Below are 24733 nucleotides of genomic sequence, written 5' to 3'. Positions count from 1 at the left end.
CGTCCGGTTTGATAGCAAATTTGTCACGGCCTCAACAAGTAAAGCAATGATGTTCAACGGTCTCTCTCGACGCCATTTCGGCGGGCTCGCGGGCTGGTCGGCCCTTGCAATTTCGGCAAAATCCGCCGAGGCCGTTGCGGCCGACCCGAGGGCGGAAAACAGGCAGCAGAACGGCAGCCGCTCCGCCGTTTTCCCGAGCGGATTTGTTTGGGGGACGGCCACATCGGCCTACCAGATCGAAGGGGCCGTCAACGAGGACGGGCGCGGTCCGTCGATTTGGGATCGTTTTACCCACGCGCGCGGGACAATCGTGGACGAGACCAACGCCGACATCGCCAACGATCACTATCATTTGTTCAAGCAAGACGTTCAACTCATCAAGGCGCTCGGAGTGAAGGCCTATCGCTTTTCGATTGCCTGGCCTCGCGTCTTCCCGGAAGGCTCGGGTGCGCCAAACCCCAAGGGACTGGATTTTTACCATCGGCTCATCGACGAACTGCTGGCGAACGGTATTGAGCCATTTGCGACCATGTATCATTTTGACTTGCCTCAGGCGCTTCAGGATCGCACCGGCGGATGGATGTCGCGTGAGACCTCGAAGGCGTTTGCGGATTACGCCGGCTACGTCGCAGAACACTTAAGCGATCGCGTCAAGCACTTCTTCACGATCAATGAGTCGCACCGGTTCGTTTTTTTGGGATATGGCGCGGGACCCGACGCGCCCGGTCTCAGATTGTCCGCGCCCGAATTGAACCAGGTTCTTCACAACGTCGCGCTGGGCCATGGTCTTTCGGTGCAAGCCATACGGGCGAATGGGCGCGCCGGAACCAGGGTCGGCCCGGCAGAAAACATTGTTGTTTGCATCCCCGCGATCGAGACGCCGGCAAACATTCGTGCGGCGGAAATCGCCACCCGCGAATTGAATGCGGGCTATTTGACCGTGATGCTCGAGGGAAAATATACCGACGGTTTTCTGGCGTATGCCGGCAGCAATGCGCCGAAATACACCGCCGATGATTTGCGCATCATTTCGTCTCCGGTCGATTTCGTCGGGCTGAATGTCTACACGCCGGACCACTATGTGGTCGCCGCGGACAACCCGGCAGGTTTTGCGCTGGTGCCGTTTCCGGCCGCGTTCCCGAAGATGGATTCGACCTGGCTGAAGATCGGCCCCGAGGCGATGTACTGGGCGCCGCGCCATGTGGCGAAGCTTTGGGGCGTGAAGTCGATCTACATCACCGAGAATGGCACTTCGGCGAAAGACGATCCTGCCGCGGACGGCAAGGTCTATGACCTCGATCGGATCATGTATCTGCGCAACTATCTGACACATCTGCAACGCGCGACTTCCGAGGGCATTGCGGTGCACGGCTATTTCCTGTGGAGTCTGATGGACAATTTCGAGTGGTCGGACGGATTCGAGAAACGTTTCGGCCTCTACCGGGTGGACTTCAATACACAAGCGCGCACGCCAAAACTCTCCGCATCTTTTTATCGCGAAATCATCAAACGCAATGCGGTGGTTTGAGCACACTCGTCGCATCGCGCTGCTACCGAACGCCGTCAGCTCGCAAACGGCCTGGAAAGGAATTTCGAGCCTTTCAGCCCATATCGCCAGGGCAAGTCGGCCGCCTTGGTGATGCCGATCCGCACGCCGAAAACGATCTGCGGCCTGGCGGTGCGCGCCAGTAGCGCAAACGGGGGTGCATCGAGCGCCAGGTCATTGTGAGCCCCCGTGATCCCCAGAGCTTCTGTCAGCTTGCCGGGGCCGGAGCACAGCGTTCGCTCGTCGGTCAGATGTCGCCGGCGCCGCATCGCCGCCAGCCCGTGGGTCGGCTCCAGCGCCCGGATCAGGACCGCGCTGGCGGAGCCCTGTTTTTCGCAAACGAAATTGACGCACCAGTGAATGCCGTAGGAACGGTAGACATAGACGAAGCCGGGCGGACCGAACATGACGGCGTTTCGTGCCGTCGGCCCGCGGAAGGAATGAGCCGCCGGATCGGTGTGGTGATAGGCCTCGACCTCGACGATGATGCCGCCGACGCCGTTCACGAGCAGCGTGGCGCCGATCAGGTCGGGCGCGACCTCGTGCACGCTGCGGGCGAAGAAGGCGCGTTTGAGCAATTTGCCGGGTTTTGGGAGATTTGCGGCGGGATTTTGGACCATTCAGACGGTATGCTAAGACCGAATGCACACTGTTGCGAGCGGTTGCGGTTCGTCCTCCACCGGATTAGCTAGTGGAGTGGATTTGACATTCGCTATCCATCTAGCCGCAAGCTCGTAAAGCGAATGTCAAATCCAAAACTCCACTAGAATCTTATATTTGCTAGTGGTCCTTTGATTCTAACATTCGCAACGGTGTCTGCTGAGGTGGGATGCGAATGTTAGAATCGGACCACTAGAACATATCAGATACGGATTCTTCATGGTCGTTGTCGTCGATACCGTTTCAGCCACGCCGCTGCGCCCGCGTCACCCCGAAAAGGTGAATCGCCCGGACGCGCTGTCGCCACCGAAGCCGGACTGGATTCGCGTGCGCGCGCCGACCACCCGCGGCTATGCCGAGACCCGCAACATCGTGAAGGAAAACGGCCTGGTGACGGTGTGCGAGGAGGCGGGCTGTCCGAATATCGGCGAATGCTGGGACAGGAAGCACGCGACCTTCATGATCATGGGGGACACCTGCACCCGCGCCTGCGCCTTCTGCAACGTCAAGACCGGCATGCCCGGCGTGCTCGATCCGGAAGAGCCGGAACACGTCGCGGAAGCGACATTCAAGCTTGGGCTCGCCCATATCGTCGTCACCTCGGTCGATCGCGACGATCTGGCCGACGGCGGTGCCGCGCATTTCGCGCAAACCGTCCGCGCCATCCGGGCACGCTGCCCCGCCACGACGATCGAGATCCTCACCCCGGATTTTCTGCGCAAGGACGGCGCGCTCGAAATCGTGGTGGCGGCCAGGCCCGATGTGTTCAACCACAATCTGGAGACGGTGCCGTCGCGCTATCTCAGCGTTCGCCCCGGCGCGCGCTATTTCCATTCGGTGCGGCTGTTGCAGCGGGTGAAGGAAATCGACCCCTCGATCTTCACCAAATCGGGCATCATGGTTGGGCTTGGCGAGGAGCGTCACGAGGTTTTGCAGGTCATGGACGATCTGCGCTCGGCGGACGTCGATTTTCTGACCATCGGACAATATTTGCAGCCGACGCGAAAACATCACGCGGTGATGCGCTACGTGACGCCGCAGGAGTTTTCGAACTTCGAGAAGGTTGCCTATACCAAGGGATTTTTGATGGTTTCGGCGAGCCCGCTGACCCGTTCGTCGCATCATGCCGGCGAGGATTTCGCCAGGTTGCGGGCCGCGCGAGCCGCCAGATCCCGCTGAGCGGAGTGCGGCGAATTTGAAGTCCCTATCGGTATCGCGGCAAGTTCGTGATAGGAACTTCAAATTCATGGCCGCTACTCAAATCAACAAGTTGCTAGAGCTCCTTTGATTCCGAAGTTCGTATCAGAGGTCGCCGCGATAGCTTGCGAACTTCGGAATCGGAGCTCTAGTTTCAATGCCGAGATTCAACAGCAGGCGCCGGGTGAACCACAGCGCGCCGCAGATGTTCGATCTGGTCGCCGACGTCGAGCGTTACCCCGAATTCGTGCCGTTGTGCCAGTCGCTGAAAGTACGCCAGCGCAACGCTGGGCCGAATGGGACCGAGGTGGTGATCGCCGACATGACGGTGTCGTTCAAGCTGGTCCGCGAAACCTTCACAAGCCGCGTGACGCTGGATCGTCCCAATCTGAACATTCTGGTCGAATATCTGCGCGGTCCGTTCAGCAAGCTCGAGAACCGCTGGACCTTCGAGCCGAAGTCCGACAATTCCTGCGAGGTAGGGTTCTACATCGCTTACGAATTCAAGAGCCGGATGCTGGCCATGCTCATGGGCACGATGTTCGATACTGCCTTCCAGCGTTTTGCGTCCGCGTTCGAAAAGCGCGCCGACAAAATTTACGGGAAGAAGCAGGCTTAGCCGGTCATTGCTGTGAAGGCGAGGATTGTCATTGCGAGCCCCACTCGGCATTGCGAGGAGCGAAGCGACGAAACAATCCACACTCCCGTGAACGATTCAATATTCAACTTTTCAAACAGCCATTCGCTCGCGAGAACGCCTTCCCGCGACGCGAAACGTGCCCGGGTTGTTGCCTCAGTCACGCCCTCCAAGTGAGAGGGCGCAGGGAATGCCGGGTGCTACGGCCGCACCCATAGCCTCGTGCGCAACGAAAGAAAGCACACGAGTGTAGTCACTACAGGTACACCGAGATCAGCCGGCATTCCCTGCACGATGGTTTTACGGTTTCCTTCGCGCTCTCCCCGGGGACCGGGCTTTCTTGCCCCCGTCATTAGCGGAAATTGCCGCCAATTTGACACCAGCGTCGGGGTGTCAGGACCACACGACTTCGCCGTTCGCAGGCCACCTCGCCCGTCAAGCGACATAACCGACGTCCACCGCATCCCTGCCCAACGCTCGTGACGGTCGCGAAACGCCCCTCTTGCGGGCAGGAACGGGGCGAGGTCGTAAAGGTGTTTTGCCCGACGGCACAAGTGAGAAAATTTTTCGCGGCGGGACTGGACAACCCAAATCAGCCTGAACCGGCTCGGGAAATTGCCGTTTGCGCGCAGACGGAAATCATTACCTTGGCGGCCGTCGCCGCTTGACCGCGCCACGGCGCGATGTCCGCGCCAGCCGTGGATGGAGGCGGACGATCGGCTCACGTTTCGGCTTCACCGCAGCCCTCGGCCCGCGGGCGAGCTCGATCAGCATTCGCAAGGCCTCGATGACCGAGCGCTGGCGCACCGCGCTTCGGCCGATCGCGCCGAACCGGCATTCGCGATTGAGGATTCGGCCGTCGCGGGCGGCGACCGCGAAATGCACGAGACCAACCGGTTTGCCGGGTGTGGCGCCGCCGGGACCGGCGATGCCGGTAGTGGCAACGGCAAGATCGACGCCAGCCCGCTCCAGCGCGCCGACCGCCATCGCGGTTGCAGTTTCCCTGCTGACGGCGCCGAAGGCTGCAAGCGTCGTGGCCTTGACCCCGAGCATCACGCGCTTGGCTTCGTTGGAATAGGTGACGAAGCCGCGGTCAATGACGTCGGACGAGCCGGGAATGTCGGTCAGCGCGCCGGCTACCAATCCGCCAGTGCAGGATTCGGCGGTCGCAATGGTCAGCTTGCGCATGCGGCAGAGATCAAGCAGCGAGCGGGAAAGAGAATTAGTGGAGCCGATTTGACGTTCGCTACCCATCGACCGCGAATTCCCTCAAATCGAGACAGGTCCCTTGTCGCCCCATGGCAGGCGAATGGTGGCGCATGCGGTGGCGGCGATGCCTTCCTCGCGACCGGTAAAGCCGAGGCGTTCGCTGGTGGTCGCCTTGACGGCGACGCGCCAGACATTGAGCCCCGTGATCTCGGCGATGCGAGCGCGCATCGCATCGCGCAACGGGCCAATCTTCGGCCGCTCGCAGATCAGGGTCACTTCGAGATTGGCGATGCGGCCGCCGCGTGCCGCGACCCGTTCAACCGCATATTTCAGGAATTTGTCGGACGATGCGCCCTTCCATTTGATGTCGCTCGGCGGGAAATGCGAGCCGATATCGCCGTCGGCGAGCGCCCCGAGAATGGCATCGACCAACGCATGCAAGCCGACGTCGCCGTCGGAATGGGCAAGGAAACCGCGATGATGGGGCACGCGAACACCGCAAATCATGAGGTGGTCGCCGTCGCCGAAGGCATGAACGTCGTAACCGGTCCCGGTCCGGACGTCCCCAAGCTGGCTAGCAAGGCGCGCATCCTCGCGGACGAAATCTTCCGGCGTGGTCAGTTTCATGTTCGCAGCATCGCCTTCAAAAGTTGACACCGTCAATCCCGCCCATTCCGCCAGCGCGGCATCATCGGTGAAATCGGTCCGGCCTTCGCGAGCCGCGCGCCGATGCGCATCAATGATAACATCAAAGCGGAAGGCCTGCGGCGTCTGCGCAATTCTCAGGCGCGCGCGCTCCGGCGTTCCCTCGACATGCCCGCCTGCGTCGACGAGCTTGATCGTATCAGCGACTGGTATGGTGGGAATTGCGGCGCCGGTCGCGGAAGTCGCTCTGATGGCCCGGGAAATCAGTGCTGCAGAGACGAAAGGGCGCGCGGCGTCGTGGATGAGAACTACGTCAGGTTTCTGCGAACCAAGCGCCTCAAGGCCGGCACGAACGGATTCCTGGCGCGTCGCGCCGCCCCTCGCGGGGCTTGAATGCGCGAGCCCGCGCACTGCCTCGTTGAAGATGGCGAGGTCGTCGGGATTCAAGACCGGCTGCACCGCAGAAATTTCCGGATGGCGGCAAAACGGCTCCATGGCGCGGAAAATCACGCTCTGCCCGCCAACGGAGCGATACTGTTTGGGGCCGCCGGCGCCGGCACGAAGACCGCGTCCGGCTGCGACGAGGATGGCGGCGGTCCGCTGAGGATTCGACATAGGTCTCGACCAGGAGCAATCCGTCAGTTCTTAAGCTGGGTGGACGGCGCTCTGCCCTTATCACGCTCGCTTGCGAAAACAGAACGTTTCTTCGGGATTCCCAGCGCCGTGGGGAAAAGCACCTATGCTGCAGTGCACTTGCAAGGTTTTTCAGAACTGTCTAAAGTGTAGGCATGGAACTTGACTGCACAACATTTGTGCTCAAAATGGGTCCGGGCAGACGCAGGCTCTGTCGAAGCGATGAGAAATCCGTGACCAGTGCGCCTATGTTCCATCTTAAGCCGTTGAAAATAGGCGATATTCAGGTCGCTAACCGGGTTCTCCTGGCGCCGATGTCTGGCATCACCGATGCCCCGTTTCGGCGGATGGCCGCTGGTTTTGGGGCCGGGCTTGTGGTGTCGGAAATGACCGCAAGTGATGATCTCGTAGACGGCCGGCCCATGTCGCGTCTGCGGTGCGAGGCTGCAGGCATAGGCCCGCATGTCGTTCAACTCGCCGGCTGCGAGACAAGGTGGATGACGGAAGGCGCACGGATCGCCGAAGCTGCCGGCGCCGAGATCATCGACATCAACATGGGTTGCCCCGCGCGCCATGTGACAGGCGGCCAGTCGGGCTCGGCGCTGATGCGCGATCTCGATCACGCCCAGCGTCTGATCGAAGCGACCATATCGGCGGTGAAGGTGCCGGTAACGCTGAAGATGCGGCTCGGCTGGGACGACCGCTCCATCAACGCGCCCGAACTGGCGCGCCGCGCCGAGGGCGCGGGCGTGCGGTTGATTACGGTGCATGGAAGGACGCGCTGCCAATTCTACAGCGGCAAGGCGGATTGGGCTGCGGTGCGCGCCATCAGGCAGGCAATCGGCATTCCGCTCGTGGTCAATGGCGACATCACGTCGTTCGAAACGGCGCTCTCGGCGCTCGAAATGTCCGGCGCTGACGCGGTGATGATTGGCCGCGGTGCGCAGGGGCAGCCCTGGTTGCCCGGCCAGATCGGACGCCGCATCGAGACCGGAGTGGCTGAGCCGGCGCCGGCGCTTTCCGAGCAGCTCAATCATATCCGCGTCCTCTATGACGAGGTTTGCCGGCATTACGGGTTGCGCGTGGGGCTGCGTCACGCGCGCAAGCATCTCGGCTGGGCGCTGCAGGTTGCGGCGAACCGCAGCAGGGCACCGGCGACGACGCTCAAGAGCTGGCGCGAGAAGATCCTGACATCGGATAATCCGCAGCACGTGCATCGAACGCTTGGGCATGCCTTCGACGATTTTGCCTGGAGCGCCGCCGCATGAGTTCGGTTGCCGAACATCGCCGTGCCGTGCCGTCCGACGCCGAGGCCATTCTCAATGCGCTGCCCAATCCCGTTCTGCTCGTTGCGCCGGATGGCAGGATCGTCGACGCCAACATTGCGGCCGAGTCGTTTTTCGACATTTCCGCCCAGTTTCTCCGCCGTCAGTCGTTGAAGGAGCTGGTTCCGTTCGGAAGCCCGCTGCTCGCCCTGATCGACCAGGTGCGTTCGAACAACTCGGCGGTCAATGAATACAAGGTCGACCTCGGCACGCCGCGGATGGGCGGCGATCGGCTGGTCGACCTTCACGTCGCGCCGCTGACCGAACGGCCCGGCCATATCGTGGTGTTGCTGCAGGAGCGGACCATCGCCGACAAGATGGACCGGCAGTTGACGCACCGCAGCGCCGCAAGATCGGTGATCGCGCTTGCGGCGATGCTGGCGCATGAGATCAAGAACCCGCTGTCCGGCATTCGCGGCGCGGCGCAATTGCTTGAACAGGCGGCCTCGCCGGAAGATCGCACGCTCACTCGGTTGATCTGCGATGAAGCCGATCGCATCGTGACGCTGGTCGATCGTATGGAGGTGTTCGGTGACGACCGGCCGGTGGCGCGCGGTCCCGTCAACATCCATTCGGTGCTCGATCACGTCAAGCGGCTGGCGCAATCCGGCTTTGCCCGCAGCATCCGCTTTATCGAAGATTACGACCCCTCGCTGCCGCCGGTGCTTGCCAATCAGGACCAGCTGATCCAGGTCTTCCTCAACCTGGTGAAGAACGCTGCCGAAGCGGTGGCTGATCTGGGCAGCGATGCCGAGATTCAATTGACCACCGCATTCCGGCCGGGCGTCCGCCTGTCGGTGCCGGGCAAGAAATCCCGGGTCTCGTTGCCGCTTGAATTTTGCGTCAAGGACAACGGTCCGGGTGTGCCTGACGACCTGTTGCCGAACCTGTTCGACCCCTTTGTCACGACCAAGCCGACGGGTAGCGGGCTTGGCCTGGCGCTGGTCGCCAAGATCGTCGGCGATCATGGCGGCATCATCGAATGCGAATCCCAGCCGCGAAAGACGACCTTCCGCGTGCTGCTGCCCATGTTCAACGCCGCAAGCCATTTTGATCAAAGTAACCGCGATGACGTTTCGGGGATGCCAGTGCCGTCGATCTGAAGTCCCTGCACTGCAAGGGGCGAATTCGATCAGGAACTCCAGATCGATACGGCGGCACTGGATTCAATAAGTTTGCTGGTGCCCATGACTTTCCGAAGTCGCGAAAGGTGGGTGCTGAAAGTGAGCACGAACTTCGGAAAGTGGGGCACTGGTTGCACGCCTCACAGAACGCAGGATGAGGATGACGATGCCCGCAGGTAGCATACTTGTAGCCGATGATGACACCGCGATCCGGACCGTTCTCAATCAGGCGCTTTCGCGTGCCGGGTACGAGGTAAGGCTGACCGGAAACGCCGCGACGCTTTGGCGCTGGGTCAGCCAGGGCGAGGGCGATCTGGTGATCACCGACGTGGTGATGCCTGACGAGAACGCCTTCGATCTGTTGCCGCGGATCAAGAAGATGCGGCCGAACCTTCCCGTGATCGTGATGAGCGCGCAGAACACGTTCATGACGGCGATCCGCGCCTCCGAACGCGGCGCCTATGAGTATCTGCCGAAACCGTTCGACCTGAAGGAATTGATCTCGATCGTCGGCCGCGCTTTGGCAGAGCCGAAGGAGCGGGTCTCGAGCAATGCCGATGATTCGGAGTTCGATTCCATTCCGCTGGTCGGTCGATCGCCGGCGATGCAGGAAATCTACCGGGTGCTGGCAAGGCTGATGCAGACCGATCTCACGGTGATGATTTCCGGCGAGTCCGGGACGGGTAAGGAGCTGGTGGCGCGCGCGCTGCACGATTACGGCAAGCGGCGTAACGGGCCGTTCGTCGCGGTCAACATGGCCGCGATCCCGCGCGATCTGATCGAATCCGAACTGTTCGGACATGAGCGTGGCGCCTTCACCGGCGCCAATACCCGCGCCTCGGGGCGGTTCGAGCAGGCCGAGGGAGGCACGCTGTTTCTCGACGAAATCGGCGATATGCCGATGGAAGCGCAGACCAGGCTGCTGCGCGTGCTCCAGCAGGGCGAATATACCACGGTAGGCGGCCGCACCCCGATCAAGACGGACGTTCGCATCGTTGCCGCGAGCAACAAGGATCTGCGCGTCCTGATCCAGCAAGGGCTGTTCCGCGAGGATCTGTTCTTTCGCCTCAACGTCGTGCCGCTGCGGCTTCCTCCCTTGCGCGAGCGGATCGAGGACTTGCCCGATCTGATCCGGCACTTCTTCGCGCTTGCCGAGAAAGACGGACTGCCGCCGAAGAAGCTCGATGCGCTGGCGTTGGAACGCATGAAGCAACATCGCTGGCCGGGCAATGTGCGCGAGCTTGAAAACCTCGCGCGCAGGCTTGCGGCGCTGTACCCGCAGGACGTGATCACCGCTTCCGTGATCGACGGCGAATTGGCGCCGCCGGCGGTGACGTCACATGGCAATTCTCATCACGGAGTAGACAATCTCGGTGGCGCCGTGGAGGCCTATCTGTCCTCGCATTTCTCAGGCTTTCCCAACGGCGTCCCACCGCCGGGCCTTTATCATCGGATTCTCAAGGAAATCGAGGTTCCGTTGCTGACGGCGGCGCTAGCGGCCACCCGCGGCAATCAAATCCGGGCGGCTGATCTCTTGGGGCTCAACCGGAATACGCTCCGCAAGAAAATCCGCGATCTGGACATTCAGGTCTACCGGAGCGGCGGCTAGGGGGCACCAGGGGTTTTGCGGGCAGGGGATGGGCTCCTGGGACGCCGCGGATTTGTCGCAATTCGGCAACAATGTGGTATGAATGCATCAGTCCGCTACCGTCGGACCGCATGCTTCCAATTCACCGATTGCCGGAATGACCAGCGCAGAGAGTTCGGCTGCACAATTCGACCCGTCGCTAGTTGAGCCCAAGGGCCGCCCCCTTCGGAAGCTCCTGGCGCCGTTTGCGATCGGCCTGGCGCTGCTCAGTTCGTTCCTGACCTTCGTGGTGCTCACGGGTTTGACCCAGATCGAGCCGACGCGCGAAGTCGCCCTCTCGTTCATGCTTTTGAACGGCGCCACCATCCTGGTGCTGCTCGGCATCATTTTCCGCGAAGTCTGGCAGGTCATGCAGGCCAGGCGGCGCGGACGGGCGGCGGCGCGCCTGCACGTCCAGATCGTCAGCCTGTTCTCGGTTATCGCGGTGCTGCCGGCCGTGCTGGTGGCGGTGGTCGCCAACGTGACGATCGATCGCGGCCTCGACCGCCTGTTTTCGGGTCCGACGCGTGAAGTGATTCAGAACTCGCTGATCATTGCCCGGGCCTATACCGAGGAACACGCGCAGCTTATTCGCGGCGACATTCTTGGGATGGCCAACGATCTTTCTCACGCCCGGCCATTATACGATCAGGATCGGCAATCCTTTCGTGAGCTTTTGGCCGCAAGCGCAGCCTCGCGCAACCTGCCCGGTGCCATGCTGATCGACAAGGATCGCCACGTCCTGGAAACCGCGCAAAACACCATCCAGCTCGCCTTCGCAGCACCCCCGCCGGAGGTTCTCAGCAACGTCAACGAGGTTGAGCCGGAAATCGCAGTGTTGCCCGAAGAGAATTACGTCGCGGCCGTGATACGGTTGCGAGCCTTCCAGGATACTTTTCTTTACGTGGCGCGCCAGCTCGATCCCCACGTCGTCGCCCAACTCAAGCAGACCGAGGCGAGCGTGGCGGAGTATGCGCTGATCGAATCGCGCCGGCTCGGCATTCAGGTGAACTTCGCGCTCATTTTTGCGGTCATCGCGCTGACCATCCTGATGGCCGCCATCCTGTTCGGGCTGAACTTCGCCAACTGGCTGGTCACCCCGATCCGCCGCCTGATGAGTGCAGCCAACATCGTCTCGACCGGCGACCTTCACGTGCAGGTGCCGGTGTTCCGCTCGGAGGGCGATCTGGCCCAGCTCGGCGAAACCTTCAACAAGATGACGCAGGAACTGCGCACCCAGCGCGACGAGCTGGTGAATGCCAGCGATCTCATCGACAACCGGCGGCGCTTCATCGAGGCGGTATTGTCATCGGCAAGCGCCGGCATCATCGGCGTCGATGCCTCAGGCAGCGTCGGCATTCTCAATCGATCGGCCGAAAAGCTCATCGGTCACGCGGAATCGGAAACGCTGGATCATCCGCTGTCGGACGTGCTGCCCGAACTCGACGAGATGATGAAAACCGCACGCGAGAGCACCCAGCGGCTGGTCCAGGGCCAGATCACGATCAATCGCGAGGGCCATGAGCGCATTCTTTCGGTTCGCGTCACCGCCGAGCAGACCAGCCAGACGCGCGACAGTTACATCATCACGCTGGACGACATCACCGAGCTCGTTTCCGCACAGCGCACCTCGGCATGGGCCGACGTCGCGCGCCGGATCGCGCATGAAATCAAGAATCCGCTGACCCCGATTCAGCTTTCGGCCGAACGCATCCGCCGCAAGTTCGGCAAAGTGATCACCGAAGACAAGGTGGTGTTCGAACAATGCACCGAGACCATCGTGCGGCAGGTCGACGACATCAGGCGGATGGTCGATGAGTTCTCGCGCTTTGCGCGAATGCCCAAGCCCGTCATCGAAGGCGAGGACGTGGCCGACACCGTGCGCCAGGCCGTGTTCCTGATGCGGGTCGGTCATCCCGACACCGAAATCGAGGCCGAGATCAAGCAGGAGCCGTTGCGGGCGCAGTTCGACCGCCGGCTGATCTCGCAGGCGCTGACCAATATCATCAAGAACGCCACCGAGGCGATCGAGGCTGTTCCTGCGGAGGAACTCGGCAAGGGTCGCATCGATGTCATTGCCGGACGCGAAAACGACGACATCGTGATTGACGTGATCGACAACGGGATTGGTCTGCCCAAGGTGAGCCGCGCGCGGCTGCTCGAGCCCTATGTGACGACCCGCGAGAAGGGCACCGGCCTTGGGCTCGCCATCGTGGGTCGTGTTCTGGAAGATCACGGTGGCCGCATTGAAATGCACGACGCCAGCGAGATTCGTCCGGGCGCGCGTGGCGCCTGGATGCGCTTGCGTTTTGCAGTATCGGGGCATGCTCCCGCGGTCGAAATCAAGGAGCCGACCCCCGAAACAAATTCCACCGCCTCCGAAACCGACGGGCGGGAAGAAACGACTAATGAACAGACCAAAATCGAAGCTGCTGCGGGCAATTGAGAAGACAGGCGCGACTCCATGGCAAGTGATATTTTGATTGTCGATGATGAAGCCGACATTCGTGACCTTGTCGCCGGGATTCTTAACGACGAGGGTTTTACGACGCGAACCGCACGTGACAGCGATTCGGCGCTGGCCGAAATCGCCAATCGCCGGCCGCACCTTGTGTTTCTGGACATCTGGCTGCAGGGCAGCAAGCTCGACGGGCTGCAATTGCTGGAGCAGATCAAGCGCGACCATTCCGACCTGCCGATCGTGATGATCTCGGGCCACGGCAATATCGAAACGGCGGTCGCCGCCATCAAGCGTGGCGCTTATGATTTCATCGAGAAGCCGTTCAAGTCGGACCGGCTCATCCTGGTGGCGACGCGGGCGCTGGAGACGTCGCGCCTCAAACGCGAGGTCAAGGAGCTCAAGCAGCTCGCTCCCACCGCCAGCGTCATGACCGGGCGCTCGGCATGCATGAATCAGCTGCGGCAGACCATCGAACGAGCCGCCAAGGCCAACAGCCGTATTCTCATCGTGGGTCCCTCGGGGGCAGGCAAGGAACTCGCGGCGCGGATGCTGCACCTCGCTTCGGGCCGCGCCGACGGGCCTTTCGTGGTGATCAACGCCGCGGCGATCACGCCGGAACGCATGGAAATCGAACTGTTCGGCGTCGAACCCAACGGCGAACATCCGCGCAAGACGGGCGCGCTCGAGGAAGCCCACGGCGGAACCCTGTTCATCGACGAAATCGGGGACATGCCGCGCGAGACCCAAAACAAGATCTTGCGTGTCCTCGTCGACCAGACGTTCCAGCGGCAGGGAGGCACGACGAAGGTCAATGTCGACGTCCGCATCATTTCCTCCACCGCCCGCAACCTGGAAGAGGAGATCGCCAGCGGCCGGTTTCGGGAAGACCTCTACCACCGGTTGTCGGTGGTGCCGATCCGCGTTCCGCCACTCTCGGAACGTCGCGAGGACATTCCGGAACTGATCGACTATTTCATGGACCAGATATCGGCCGCGACCGGTTTGCCGAAACGTCAGATCGGCCAGGACGCAATGGCCGTGTTGCAGTCGCACGTATGGCCCGGCAACGTCCGGCAGCTTCGCAACAATGTGGAGCGGGTGATGATCCTTGCGAGCGGCGGTCCGGAAGTCATTATCACCGCCGACATGCTGCCGCAGGACGTGGGCTCGATGGTGCCGGCGATGCCGACCAGCAACAACGGCGAGCACATCATGGGCTTGCCGCTCCGCGAGGCGAGGGAAGTGTTCGAACGCGACTACCTGATGGCGCAGATCAGCCGCTTTTCGGGCAACATCTCCCGCACAGCGGAATTCGTCGGCATGGAGCGGTCAGCGCTCCACCGCAAGCTGAAGGCGCTGGGTGTCGGCTGAACGCCTGCCGCTTTGTTCATCAGGGGCGATAGATTTCGTCTCTTTTGCGCGTTTTCGCGGAGAATCAGGGCTCGATTCGTGGGACTGCCCAGCGAACTCACTTGCCTAAAAACCAAGCCTGCCTTCTAATTGCACGATCGCGCTCCCCGGAGGGGGAACTCAGGGGAGCCGGTAACCGGGGACGCTCCGACAGAGAGCCATCGGTTCAACAAAAAGAAGCCAACAAAAATGCGGGATAACAACAATGGCGGCAGACCGCGCACAAAATTTACAAGACACCTTCCTTAATCACGTTCGAAAAACCAAAACGCCACTGACGATTTTTCTGGTCAACGGAGTCAAGCTGCAGGGGATTGTCACCTGGTTCGACAATTTCTGCCTGCTCTTGCGGCGCGACGGTCACTCGCAGCTTGTCTACAAGCATGCGATTTCGACCATCATGCCGGGTGCTCCGATTCAGCTGTTCGAAGGCGGCGAGGACGCCCCGGCTTGAGAGTGAACTGATTGGAACCCCGAACTTCCGACGGGGGTGCCGACCGTCCGCGGTCGGCAGCGGGCAAGCAAACCGGGCGGGTGATCGTCATCGGCCCATATTTGCGCATGCGCCGGGGTGATCCCGATGCGCAAGCGGATTTGCATGCCATTCGCGGTTCCGAGGCGCGGCTGGAGGAGGCGGTCGGTCTGGCGCGCGCGATCGATCTGATGGTTGCCGACGCTCTGGTTGCACCGGTGAGCCAGATCCGGCCTGCAACGTACATCGGCAAGGGGAAGGTCGAGGAAATCATAGGCCTCGTAGGCGCACACCAGATCGAACTTGTGGTGATGGATTGCGCGTTGTCGCCGATCCAGCAGCGCAATCTCGAGAGGGCCTGGAACACCAAGGTCCTCGACCGTACCGGGCTGATCCTTGAAATCTTCGGCCGCCGCGCCAAGACCAGAGAGGGCGCGCTTCAGGTCGAGCTTGCGCATCTGAATTATCAGCGCAGCCGCCTGGTCAGGTCGTGGACTCACCTGGAGCGCCAGCGCGGCGGCTTCGGCTTCATGGGCGGTCCGGGTGAAACCCAGATCGAGGCCGACCGCCGTCTGATCGGCGAACGCATCACGCGTCTTGAGAATGAGCTGAAAAAGGTGCAGGCGACGCGGCGGCTGCATCGCGCCGGGCGACAGCGGGTGCCTTACCGCGTGGTGGCACTGGTCGGCTATACCAATGCCGGAAAGTCGACGCTGTTCAACCGCCTGACGCGGGCCGAGGTTCAGGCGGCCGACATGCTGTTCGCAACGCTTGACCCCACCTTGCGGGCGCTGAACCTGCCGCATGGCGGCAAGGCCATGCTTTCCGACACGGTCGGCTTCATTTCCAACCTGCCGATGCAGCTGGTGGCGGCTTTTCGCGCAACGCTTGAAGAGGTGCTGGAGGCGGATCTCATTCTCCACGTCCGCGATATCTCACACGAGGACACTGACGCACAGCAGCGCGATGTCGATAACGTGCTGCGTCAGCTCGGCATCGACCCCGACGCGGGCGCGCGCATTCTCGAAGTCTGGAACAAGATCGATCGCTTCAGCGCGGAGGTGCGTGAAAATCTGCGCAATATCGCTGCCCGTCGACCACCGGAGCGGCCGTGCTTTCTACTTTCCGCCGAGACCGGGGAGGGGGTCGACGCACTGCGCGTGGCGATCGAGGAATGGCTCGCCACGACACGAACGACGCTCGATCTTTCAATTGACGCGGCTGACGGGGCCGGCATCAGCTGGCTGCATCGCAACTCGGAAATCCTGAACAAGGAGTTTCACGACGGCCGATTTGACATGACGGTGCGCGTCGATCAAACCAAGCGCGACATCGTGGTCAACCGCTTCGATGCGGTGCCGCGTACAATGTGATAGCGGCCCAGGGCCTGTACCCATTAAATCCGCCCTACCGACGATGTCCGCATTACCCTCGGAAGCGGACATGCGAGGCGCGCCTGGTCATGTCGGCTTAAGGACAAGAGCGGGCATTCAGCTCGCTCACGAGGATGGATTAGCCTCGCTCGCGGGGGCGCTGCGGCGACTGAGGATTGTTGGCGGGATTGGTATCGTACTTGGATATTCGCGTGATGAGCCCGCTAGTGGCGAGCGGTTGCAAGTCTGCCTCCAGCGCGTCAGCAATCTCCTTGGCGTAGACCTCCCGGTCGTCCACGTAGAGCGCAAAGGATTTCAAATATTTTTCCTGCTTCGCCGGATTCTCGATCGTCGCCTTCGTCCACTCGTAGAGCGGATAGTTTTCGACGCCGTGCTTTTCTGCCGCGGCGACATACTCGGCAAAGGCGTCGAACTGGCATTTCAGCGCAGCGCGATGCTCGGCGAGGATATTGAACAGCGGCGCCAGCGCCGGATCACGGAGTTTTCGGCGCACCGATTCCGCCGTAGCAGAATCGTTCACATCGAATCTAACCTGATACTGCCACTGAGAAGTCACGCTATTCTCGCCTTCTGGTCGCACCCGATTTGCCCCTTTCCGATCGCAAGACCTTCCCTCACGAGCAGGTCCGGCACACGTAGGGCCGTGCCCTGCGTCAACCCGGACGACAGCCGAAGCCATCTCCATCATTCTTGCTTCCCATACACTCTTGTATCATGCTTTCGAGCAGAACCCGCGAGGGTAAGCAGGTGGCCACAATTGCGGAGTGGCTGGCCTCGCTCGGTATGTCCGAGTACGCCCAGCGCTTTACCGAGAACGATATCGACACCTCTGTCCTCCGTCATCTGACAGATCAGGACCTGAAGGAACTTGGCATCTCGGTCGGGCATCGGCGCAAGATGCTGGCAGCAATCGCCGAGCTCGCGGCCACGCCGGCAACCGCGTTCCAGCCCGAGCCGCGGGACGACGCTGAGCGCCGCCAAATTACGATCATGTTCTGCGACCTCGTCGGCTCGACGGCGCTCTCGACCCGGCTCGACCCAGAGGATCTGCAGGAGATCATCGGTACCTACCACCGATGTTGCGCCAAGGTTATCACCCAATCCGATGGTTTCGTCGCCAGATACCTGGGCGACGGTGTGCTCGCCTATTTCGGCTATCCGCAGGCCCATGAAGATGATGCCGAGCAGGCAGTGCGCGCGGGGCTGGCGCTGGTCGAAGCGGTGGCGAAGCTCGATGCCGGCCAAGCGACGTCGTTGCGCGTGCGGGTCGGTATTGCGACCGGCCTAGTCGTAGTTGGTGATTTCATGAGTGAGGGGCCGGGGCACGAAAACGAAGTAGTCGGCGAGACCCCTAATCTTGCTGCGCGTCTTCAGGCACTGGCCGAGCCAGGTGCCGTGGTCATCAGCAGCGAGACTCGCCGCCTGCTTGGCGACCTGTTTGAGTGTCGCGAGCTGGCACCGGTTCGCCCCAAGGGCTTCCAGGCCGCCGTGCGCGCCCATCAGGTCCTGGGTGAAAAGGCGAGCGAGAGCCGGTTCAAGGCACTGCGCGGAACGCAGCTCACGACCCTGGTCGGACGGACAAAGGAACTCGAGCTGCTGCTCGACCGCTGGGACCTGGCGAAGGGCGGCGAAGGTCAGATCGTATGGCTTTCCGGCGAGCCGGGAATCGGAAAGTCCCGGCTGGCGCAGGCGCTGCAGCAACAGCTCGCAGCCGATGGCGGGCATCGGCTGATGATCTATCAAGGTTCGCCGGAACACACCGCCAGCGCCCTTCATCCGGTAATCGCTCAGCTGGAGTATGCCGCAGGCTTTATCCCCTGCGACGATTCGCTCCAGAAGCTTGTGAAGCTCGAAGCCCTGCTCCAGCGCGATGTCCAAACCGCCTCCGAGTTCGTCCCTCTCTTCGCCTCGCTCCTGGGGCTACCGGCTGCCGAGCGTCGCCCGACGCCGGACCTCACACCGGCGCAGCGGAACGCGAAGACGCTCGAGGCCCTGGTGCGTCATCTCGAAGCGTGCGCGGCACGACTGCCGGTTTTGCTGATCTTCGAGGACCTCCATTGGGCCGATCCCACGTCGATCGAACTCTTTGGAACGCTTGTCGAACGGGTACGCCACCTGGCCATACTGGCCGTTCTCACTTTCCGGCCCGATTTCGTTCCGCCCTGGACGCGCCCCGGCCACGTCACCTTGCTCAGTCTCAATCGCCTGGGCCGGCGCGACGCGGCGGATTTGGCAGAGCGGGTCGCTGGCGGCAAACCTCTGCCGGCCGAACTGGTGGACCGCATCCTCTTCAGGGCCGACGGCGTGCCGCTCTTCATCGAGGAGTTGACCAGGCTCGTGCTTGAGTCAGAGCTGATCACGGAGACAGTCGATCGCTATGTCCTGCGTGGCAGTATGCCGGATACGGCGATCCCAACTACACTGCGTGATTCGCTGATGGCGCGGCTTGATCGCGCCGCATCCGCCAAAGAAGTCGCTCAGCTTGCCGCCTGCATTGGCCGAGTGTTCTCGCACGAGATGCTTGCAGCCGCTTCGACCCTTGAACCAGATGTACTTCGCGCAGCTCTGGACCAGCTCTCGAACAACCAATTGATCGATCGTTCCGGCCTGCCGTCGGCGCAGGTCCATGTGTTTCGTCATGCGCTCGTTCAGGAAGCCGCCTATCAGTCGCTCCCGAAGACCAGGCGCCGTGAGCTGCACGCTCGTATCGCTGACGTCGTTGAGGCGCGCTTTCCCGAAATCATTGCCCATCAGCCAGAATGGCTGGCACATCACCATGCCGAGGCCGGGCACGCCGGACGTGCATCGGAGTGCCTGCTCGATGCGGCGCGCCGTGCGAGATCCGGCTATGCACTGCGCGAGGCGACCGCTCATCTCGAAAAATGCATCGCCCTGCTGCAGGCGCAGCGATCTGAAAATGTGCACCAAGGAGCCCACATCGCGGAGCGGCGCGAACTCGAGGCGCTTGAGATGCTTGGCGACTTGGCGGGCCTGATGGACGATCTTGCGGGGACAAATAGCCGTTATGACCAAGCCCTGATACTCGCGTCCGCGGACGAAGACAGGACCAGGATCGAGCGAAAGCGCCATCGCTCGCGCGCTGCATTCAGCGGCGGGGCGAGGATCGTGTTCTACGAGCATGGGGGCGGCGAGATCACGCTGCTGTTGGTCAGCCCGCTCGCCTATGGGCTGGCCACGATCCAGCCTATCCTCGAACAGCTCTGCCGGGAGTTCCGGATCGTCACGATCGATCCGCGCGGATCGGGCGCGTCCGATCCTTTGACGCGACCCTATCATGTCGAAGACCACGCCAAAGATGTCCGAGCCGTGATCGCCGAGCTTGGTGGCGGTCCGGTGGTCGGGGTCGGGATCTCCGCCGGTGCAAACATGCTCTTCAGGCTCGCCCACGCCGAGCCGAGCCTGTTTACGGCCCTGGTCGCACTGGGCACTCCACCGGGCGACTTCTCACGAACGTTCAATGCTGTCTACCTGGAGCGGTGCATCCATGACAAAGGGGTGAAGGACGTCGCCGAAATCATTCGAGTGCATACTGAGCTCGTCTACTCCGAGCCCGAGATGGAGGAGCTGCGGGAGCGCACGATTCGAAGCCGGCTTTCGTTACCGCGCGAAACCCTTCTGAGTTTCTTCGACCCCGATCCAACGAAGGATGTCATGCCGCTTCTCTCCGCCATCACGGCGCCGGTGCTGGTTGCCCATGGGCGCGAGGATCGCCTCGTCGCATTTGCGGCGGCCGAGGAAATCGTGGCGCGTCTCCCGAATGCGCAGCTATGCGCATTCGGCCGGAAGGGGCACCTTCCCATCTTCACGGCGACGACCGAGTTCTGCAATGTTGTGAGGCATTTCGTTCGGCAATCGCTCGGCTGAGGCTCCGCCCAAGGGTCGACTCCGGTCATCTCATTTGCTCTGGCGGAGGGCCGCACCCTGACACATCGTTTGCTGGGAGCTGTATTGGGCGCCACGGCGCCGATGTCGCATTTGGGTCATTCGCGACCAAACCAGCCGGCTCTGCCTGCCGGTTGATGTCCGCTTCTCTCCAAAAGCGACCTGACTGCTGCGCCCACGCGAAATGACGCGAAGGGGCATTTCCGGACTCATGCATCGCAGCAATTTCGCGGTGGAGGAACGCATCTTCCAGCGCTCAGGGCCGCGCACGGGCCCTTCTCCGGCAATGGCCGACCCGCCGCCTGGGTCGCCGCCGACATCGTTCGCATCGAAGACGGCAAGCTCGCCGAGCAGGGTCGTGCCTCGGGACGAGGCGACCAAGGCCTAATCCGTCAGAGGGCTGCCGATGTTCGGCGACCGGTTCCCCGACTGACCCTCCCGCACCACGTCGTGGGTTCTTGGCCGTTCGCCGCAGCCCTGGCCCAGGCGCAGCAACGTAAGCATGATGCTGAACTCATTGCTGCATCGACGTTACTTCACGATATCGGCGTGACCGCAGCCTTCACGGGTGAAGTACGGTTTGAGATCACCATCGGGAGCGGATTGCAGCTAGATCGAGTTCCGGCTTGAAATATCATCCGGTCGAGGGTCTCATAGATGAGCGCCAGGGAACATCCTTTCAAATCTAATATGTGATGGCAGGAGTCGCTCGACGAATGGACCTTTCCGATGGTTTCCGGCTTCTGACGTGGCACGCGGCACGGACTGCTCGCGTTCAGCTCAATAACTGTCGGCGCGACGAAGTGGACACGATGTGATCAGGGACATTGGGATTCGGCCGATCATATTCTCCGTCAACTGCTATATCGCGACCATCCTCACGATGTTCGTCGCCTTCAGCCTAGACTTGAAAAGTCCGGGCTGGGCCATGACCACGGTCTATCTAACCAGCCAGCCGCTGTCCGGCGCGATGCGGGCCAAGGCCGTTTATCGCGCCATCGGCACGTTCGTCGGCGGCGCCGCCATGGTCGCCATCGTTCCCAATCTAGTGGACGCGCCGGAGCTGACGACGCTTGCGATCATACTTTGGGTGGCGCTCTGCGTTTTCGTTTCGGTGCTCGACCGCACGCCGCGGTCGTATATGTTCGTGCTGTCGGGCTATACCGCGGCCTTGATCGGCTTTCCAAGCGTGTTTGCCCCAGACACCGTGTTCGACACCGCGGTGTCGCGCGTCGAGGAGATCACGCTCGGCGTGGTCTGCGCCGCCATCGTTCACAGTCTCGTCCTTCCCAAAAGCGTATTTTCCGCCTTTGAACAAAAGTTGAGAGGTGCGATTGCGGATACGCGCCGCTGGCTTGCCGATGGCTTGACCCAGCAAGCGACTCCGGAATCCGAGATGGAGCGGCGCCGGATCGCCGCGGATATCAGCGAGCTTTATCTGCTCGGCACGAGCTTGCGCTTCGACACCTCGCCGCATCGACCGGGTATCAACACCGTTCGCGCCTTCGACCGCAAGATCGTGGCGCTGTTGCCGCTGGTGAGCGCCATCGAGGATCGTCTGACGCTGCTTCGGCGCATTGGGCCGCTTGATGCAAGGCTGACGCGGGCAGTGGAGGGCGTTTACGATTGGGTGAACGCGAAGGCGCCGGGCGACGAACTGCGCCCGGCAGAGCTCAAGGAAGCCTGCGTCGCGGCCGCGCCGGCTGTCGGTCCGCAATCAAGCTGGGCGGATCTGGTTACGGTCAACATCTCCGTACGATTGATCGAGCTGATCGACTCCTGGCAAGCTGGTCTCGGCTTCGCTGACTATCTCGCCCATCCAGACCGCGCGCCGAGCGCCGACATTCGCGCCGCCGCCGCAGAGATCGGACCCAAACCGATGCATACGGATCCGGGCATCGCGCTGTTGTCGGCATTGGCGGCCGGCGTCGCTATGGGCATATGTGCGTTCTTCTGGATCACGACCGCATGGCCGGAGGGCGCTGGCGCCATTGCCTTTGCGGCCGTGGCCAGCACGTTATTTGCTTCTCTGGACGATCCGACGCCGACCATTCGCAACATTACCCACCTTCTGGCGCTGTGCATTCCGATTGTCTTCGTCTACCAATTCTTTGTGTTGCCGGCGATCGGCGGGTTCGTCCTGCTTTGCGCCGTGCTCGCTTTTGTGCTGATTCCGGCCGGCCTTTTGATGGCGATCCCGGCCTATGCCCCAGTCGGTCTGGCGCTGGCCTTAGGTTTCTGTGTCGAATTGAGCCTCCAGACGAGCTACACGGCCGATCTGGCGGCCATCGTGAATTCAAATAGCGCCTTTGTGCTCGGCGGCGTCGCGGCGCTGGTCGTGACCCGGCTGATGCGCGTTATCGGCACGCAGGCCAGCGCACGGCGCCTGCTGCGGGCGATTTATCGCGACCTTGCCGACCTTGCCGCAGGGCGCTCGCATCCGACCCGCGACCAATGGGTGAGCCGCATGATGGATCGCGTCGCGCTGTTGCTGTACCGGCAACCGCGCTTCGAGCCGCGGCCTCGGCATGAATTCGCCGATGCGCTGGAAGATCTGCGGCTCGGTGTCAATATGATCGAGACGCGATTGATGGCGTCCACCATGTCGACGCCGGCACAAGACGCCTTGGCGGCGATGTTCGCAGGTCTCGCCGCGCATTTCCGTGCCCTGGCGCGCGGCCGTATGGCGCAGCTTGGCGACGATTTGTTGCAAAAGGTCGACATTGTGATCAGCGAAGTGACGGCCTGCACCGCATCGACCCATGCTTGCATCGCCGCGATTGTCGGCCTGCGGCAGACCCTCTACCCTGATGCGCTGGCCTATCGACCGACGCAAGCAGGGCAGCCTGATGCAGCACAAGCGGGGCCCGGCGAAGCCACCAGCGTAGCGAGCGTATCGTGATTGGCGAGTTCGATATCTATGGCGTGTACTTTCCGGCGTTCGCGGTCTTTGCCGCGATCGCTCTTTTGCTTCAGGTCGTCGTGATCAACCGGTTATTGGATGCCCTTGGTTTCTATCGTTTGGTCTGGCATCGCGCGCTGTTCGATCTCGCGATCTACGTCATTCTGCTTGGCATTGTCACAGCGGCCGGCGCAAGTATCCTGCCGCTGGCGTAAGATCGTAGACGTAAAATCTCGGGGTCACGGAGCAATGAAGAACTTGTTCGCTTCTGCCGGCCGGGTGCTACTCACGCTTGTTGTGGTGCTGGTCGCGATTGGCGTCGGCTGGCAGCTCTGGAGCTATTACATGCTCGAGCCGTGGACGCGCGACGGGCGTGTGCGTGCCGACGTGGTCACGGTCGCCGCCGACGTTTCCGGCCTGATCAGCGACGTCTTTGTTCACGACAACGAGAAGGTGGCCAAAGGCCAGCAGTTGTTTCGTATCGATCAGCGGCGCTTTCAATATGCGCTCGATCAAGCCAAAGCTGATGTCGCGAGCCGACAGGCTACGCTCGACCAGGCCAAGCGTGATCTCGAGCGTACCAAGAGTCTAAGCAACCTCGCGATTACCGTCCAGCAGGTCGAGCAGAGGCAGCAAGCGGTCGACGTCGATCAAGCTGAACTCGACGCGGCGAACGCGGCGCTTGAAGTCGCGAGGCTTAATCTCGAGCGCTCGACCGTCGTGGCGCCAGTCAACGGCATCGTCGCCAATTTCGGTCTGCTGCCCGGGCGTTACGTCAATGCCGGCGCAGCCGTCTTTGCGCTGATCGATTCCGACACGTACCGCGTCGAGGGTTATTTCGAGGAAACCAAGCTGCGGCGCATTCGTATCGGCGAGGATGCGACTGTAAAACTGATCGGCGATCCCCGCGTGCTATCAGGGCACGTCGAGAGCATCGCTTACGGCATCGAGGACCAAAACCGCAGCACCAGCAGCGAGCTATTGGCTTTCGTCAATCCGACCTTCAGCTGGGTGCGCCTAGCGCAGCGCATCCCTGTGCGCATCAAGCTCGACAAAGTGCCGCCGGACCTTCTTCTCGTTGCCGGGCGCACCGCCACTGTATCGATCGGTAAGATCAGTTGGTGGTGAGAGGGTTAGCTCAGTGTTGTGTTCGCCCAGTCTGCTATTGGGCACGTCACCGACGTGACCAAGCATCCAGCCGACCTCCATTGTTGAGGATAAAGCAATGCGTTGCTGCGCAGCAGCTAAATGACGCGATGGGTCAATCGCGACTGAGCCAGCCGGGCCTACCCGCCAATTGATGTCCGCTTCTCGTCGAGAGCGACCGAAGTGCTGCGTGGCCGCAAAATGACGCGAAGGGCCAGAAGCGGTGATGGATGCCTATTCGATCACCTCAGTGGCGAAGCCCAAAACTGATGTCGGGATTTCAATGCCGAGCATCTTTGCTGTCTTTAAATTCACGACAAATTCATACCTGCTGGACTGATCAATTGGCAAATCGGCGGGCTTCTCCCCCTTCAGTATTTTGTCCACATACGGGGCCGCCGCTTTGTAGCTATCAAAGAAACTTGCGCCGTAGGACATCAGC

General features: G+C 61.6%; 19 protein-coding genes. 14 read left to right on the top strand and 5 right to left on the bottom strand.

Translation table 11 applies throughout. The features are described from left to right. Positions 1 to 49 precede the first annotated feature (49 nt). On the top strand, positions 50 to 1528 hold the full coding sequence (locus VNX23_RS21990; RefSeq protein ID WP_325633521.1) for a GH1 family beta-glucosidase: 1479 nt from the start codon (positions 50 to 52) through the stop codon (positions 1526 to 1528). A gap of 35 nt (positions 1529 to 1563) precedes the next feature. On the opposite strand, the gene VNX23_RS21985 is transcribed toward VNX23_RS21990, so the two are convergent. After that, positions 1564 to 2166 (bottom strand): DNA-3-methyladenine glycosylase, encoded by a 603-nt coding sequence (locus tag VNX23_RS21985; protein ID WP_325633519.1) that lies wholly within the window; start codon positions 2164 to 2166, stop codon positions 1564 to 1566. Between the two features lie 259 nt (positions 2167 to 2425). On the opposite strand from VNX23_RS21985, the gene lipA reads away from it, so the two are divergent. Together lipA and VNX23_RS21975 are read left to right on the top strand one after the other, a co-directional pair. Further along, entirely contained in the window at positions 2426 to 3385 is a 960-nt protein-coding gene (gene lipA / locus VNX23_RS21980; RefSeq protein WP_325633517.1) for a lipoyl synthase, read from the top strand. A gap of 175 nt (positions 3386 to 3560) precedes the next feature. Next, entirely contained in the window at positions 3561 to 4022 is a 462-nt protein-coding gene (locus VNX23_RS21975) for a type II toxin-antitoxin system RatA family toxin (RefSeq protein ID WP_325633515.1), read from the top strand. 660 nt (positions 4023 to 4682) lie between these two features. On the opposite strand, the gene VNX23_RS21970 is transcribed toward VNX23_RS21975, so the two are convergent. Together VNX23_RS21970 and VNX23_RS21965 are read right to left on the bottom strand one after the other, a co-directional pair. After that, positions 4683 to 5294: a CinA family protein gene (locus VNX23_RS21970; RefSeq protein WP_325633514.1), complete on the bottom strand. Its 612-nt coding sequence runs from the start codon at positions 5292 to 5294 to the stop codon at positions 4683 to 4685. Positions 5295 to 5309: 15 nt separating this feature from the next. Further along, positions 5310 to 6509 carry a bifunctional 2-C-methyl-D-erythritol 4-phosphate cytidylyltransferase/2-C-methyl-D-erythritol 2,4-cyclodiphosphate synthase gene (locus VNX23_RS21965; protein WP_325633512.1) on the bottom strand — a complete coding sequence of 400 codons (1200 nt, stop codon included), beginning with the start codon at positions 6507 to 6509 and terminating at the stop codon, positions 5310 to 5312. 284 nt (positions 6510 to 6793) lie between these two features. Here VNX23_RS21965 and dusB point away from each other — a divergent pair, with 284 nt between their 5' ends. From dusB to hflX, 7 genes are all read left to right on the top strand, one after another. Next, positions 6794 to 7795, top strand: coding sequence for a tRNA dihydrouridine synthase DusB (gene dusB / locus VNX23_RS21960; RefSeq protein WP_325633532.1), 1002 nt, complete (start codon positions 6794 to 6796; stop codon positions 7793 to 7795). Beyond that, positions 7792 to 8955, top strand: a complete 1164-nt coding sequence (locus VNX23_RS21955) for a nitrogen regulation protein NR(II) (RefSeq protein ID WP_325633511.1) — start codon at positions 7792 to 7794, stop codon at positions 8953 to 8955. Before dusB ends, VNX23_RS21955 begins: the two co-directional genes overlap by 4 nt. A 187-nt stretch (positions 8956 to 9142) precedes the next feature. Next, on the top strand, positions 9143 to 10585 hold the full coding sequence (gene ntrC / locus VNX23_RS21950; protein ID WP_325633509.1) for a nitrogen regulation protein NR(I): 1443 nt from the start codon (positions 9143 to 9145) through the stop codon (positions 10583 to 10585). Positions 10586 to 10721: 136 nt separating this feature from the next. Continuing rightward, positions 10722 to 13049: a PAS domain-containing sensor histidine kinase gene (locus VNX23_RS21945; RefSeq protein WP_325633507.1), complete on the top strand. Its 2328-nt coding sequence runs from the start codon at positions 10722 to 10724 to the stop codon at positions 13047 to 13049. A gap of 18 nt (positions 13050 to 13067) precedes the next feature. Further along, positions 13068 to 14435 carry a sigma-54 dependent transcriptional regulator gene (locus VNX23_RS21940; RefSeq protein ID WP_325633505.1) on the top strand — a complete coding sequence of 456 codons (1368 nt, stop codon included), beginning with the start codon at positions 13068 to 13070 and terminating at the stop codon, positions 14433 to 14435. Between the two features lie 244 nt (positions 14436 to 14679). Then, positions 14680 to 14928, top strand: coding sequence for an RNA chaperone Hfq (gene hfq, locus VNX23_RS21935; protein WP_006020546.1), 249 nt, complete (start codon positions 14680 to 14682; stop codon positions 14926 to 14928). A gap of 11 nt (positions 14929 to 14939) precedes the next feature. After that, complete coding sequence (gene hflX, locus VNX23_RS21930; RefSeq protein WP_325633503.1) at positions 14940 to 16319, top strand: GTPase HflX; 1380 nt, start codon at positions 14940 to 14942, stop codon at positions 16317 to 16319. Between the two features lie 139 nt (positions 16320 to 16458). On the opposite strand, the gene VNX23_RS21925 is transcribed toward hflX, so the two are convergent. After that, positions 16459 to 16896 carry a hypothetical protein gene (locus VNX23_RS21925; protein WP_325633531.1) on the bottom strand — a complete coding sequence of 146 codons (438 nt, stop codon included), beginning with the start codon at positions 16894 to 16896 and terminating at the stop codon, positions 16459 to 16461. A 191-nt stretch (positions 16897 to 17087) separates the two neighbouring features. On the opposite strand from VNX23_RS21925, the gene VNX23_RS21920 reads away from it, so the two are divergent. From VNX23_RS21920 to VNX23_RS21905, 4 genes are all read left to right on the top strand, one after another. After that, complete coding sequence (locus VNX23_RS21920) at positions 17088 to 20225, top strand: alpha/beta fold hydrolase (RefSeq protein ID WP_325633501.1); 3138 nt, start codon at positions 17088 to 17090, stop codon at positions 20223 to 20225. A gap of 832 nt (positions 20226 to 21057) precedes the next feature. Next, positions 21058 to 23145, top strand: coding sequence for an FUSC family protein (locus VNX23_RS21915; protein WP_325633499.1), 2088 nt, complete (start codon positions 21058 to 21060; stop codon positions 23143 to 23145). Next, positions 23142 to 23360 carry a DUF1656 domain-containing protein gene (locus tag VNX23_RS21910; protein ID WP_325633497.1) on the top strand — a complete coding sequence of 73 codons (219 nt, stop codon included), beginning with the start codon at positions 23142 to 23144 and terminating at the stop codon, positions 23358 to 23360. Before VNX23_RS21915 ends, VNX23_RS21910 begins: the two co-directional genes overlap by 4 nt. A 34-nt stretch (positions 23361 to 23394) precedes the next feature. Then, positions 23395 to 24273, top strand: a complete 879-nt coding sequence (locus VNX23_RS21905) for an HlyD family secretion protein (protein WP_325633495.1) — start codon at positions 23395 to 23397, stop codon at positions 24271 to 24273. Positions 24274 to 24525: 252 nt separating this feature from the next. Here the strand turns inward: VNX23_RS21905 and VNX23_RS21900 are convergent. Continuing rightward, positions 24526 to 24733, bottom strand: a 208-nt coding sequence (locus VNX23_RS21900) for an ABC transporter substrate binding protein (protein ID WP_325633493.1), incomplete at its 5' end; no start/stop codon positions are given.

Origin of the sequence: Bradyrhizobium sp. (assembly GCF_035570375.1) — a bacterium.
In the GTDB taxonomy this organism is placed as follows: Bacteria; Pseudomonadota; Alphaproteobacteria; order Rhizobiales; family Xanthobacteraceae; genus Bradyrhizobium.
Note: the sequence above shows the minus strand (reverse complement) of the source record. Positions and strands in the feature narration are given on the sequence as shown.

Coding starts and splice junctions, on each gene's coding strand:
- VNX23_RS21970 (WP_325633514.1), bottom strand. CDS start 5,294: ATGGGTAGCGAACGTCAAATCGGCTCCACTAATTCTCTTTCCCGCTCG.
- VNX23_RS21940 (WP_325633505.1), top strand. CDS start 13,068: ATGGCAAGTGATATTTTGATTGTCGATGATGAAGCCGACATTCGTGAC.
- VNX23_RS21985 (WP_325633519.1), bottom strand. CDS start 2,166: ATGGTCCAAAATCCCGCCGCAAATCTCCCAAAACCCGGCAAATTGCTC.
- VNX23_RS21990 (WP_325633521.1), top strand. CDS start 50: ATGTTCAACGGTCTCTCTCGACGCCATTTCGGCGGGCTCGCGGGCTGG.
- lipA (WP_325633517.1), top strand. CDS start 2,426: ATGGTCGTTGTCGTCGATACCGTTTCAGCCACGCCGCTGCGCCCGCGT.
- VNX23_RS21975 (WP_325633515.1), top strand. CDS start 3,561: ATGCCGAGATTCAACAGCAGGCGCCGGGTGAACCACAGCGCGCCGCAG.
- VNX23_RS21955 (WP_325633511.1), top strand. CDS start 7,792: ATGAGTTCGGTTGCCGAACATCGCCGTGCCGTGCCGTCCGACGCCGAG.
- VNX23_RS21905 (WP_325633495.1), top strand. CDS start 23,395: ATGAAGAACTTGTTCGCTTCTGCCGGCCGGGTGCTACTCACGCTTGTT.
- hfq (WP_006020546.1), top strand. CDS start 14,680: ATGGCGGCAGACCGCGCACAAAATTTACAAGACACCTTCCTTAATCAC.
- VNX23_RS21965 (WP_325633512.1), bottom strand. CDS start 6,509: ATGTCGAATCCTCAGCGGACCGCCGCCATCCTCGTCGCAGCCGGACGC.
- VNX23_RS21945 (WP_325633507.1), top strand. CDS start 10,722: ATGACCAGCGCAGAGAGTTCGGCTGCACAATTCGACCCGTCGCTAGTT.
- ntrC (WP_325633509.1), top strand. CDS start 9,143: ATGCCCGCAGGTAGCATACTTGTAGCCGATGATGACACCGCGATCCGG.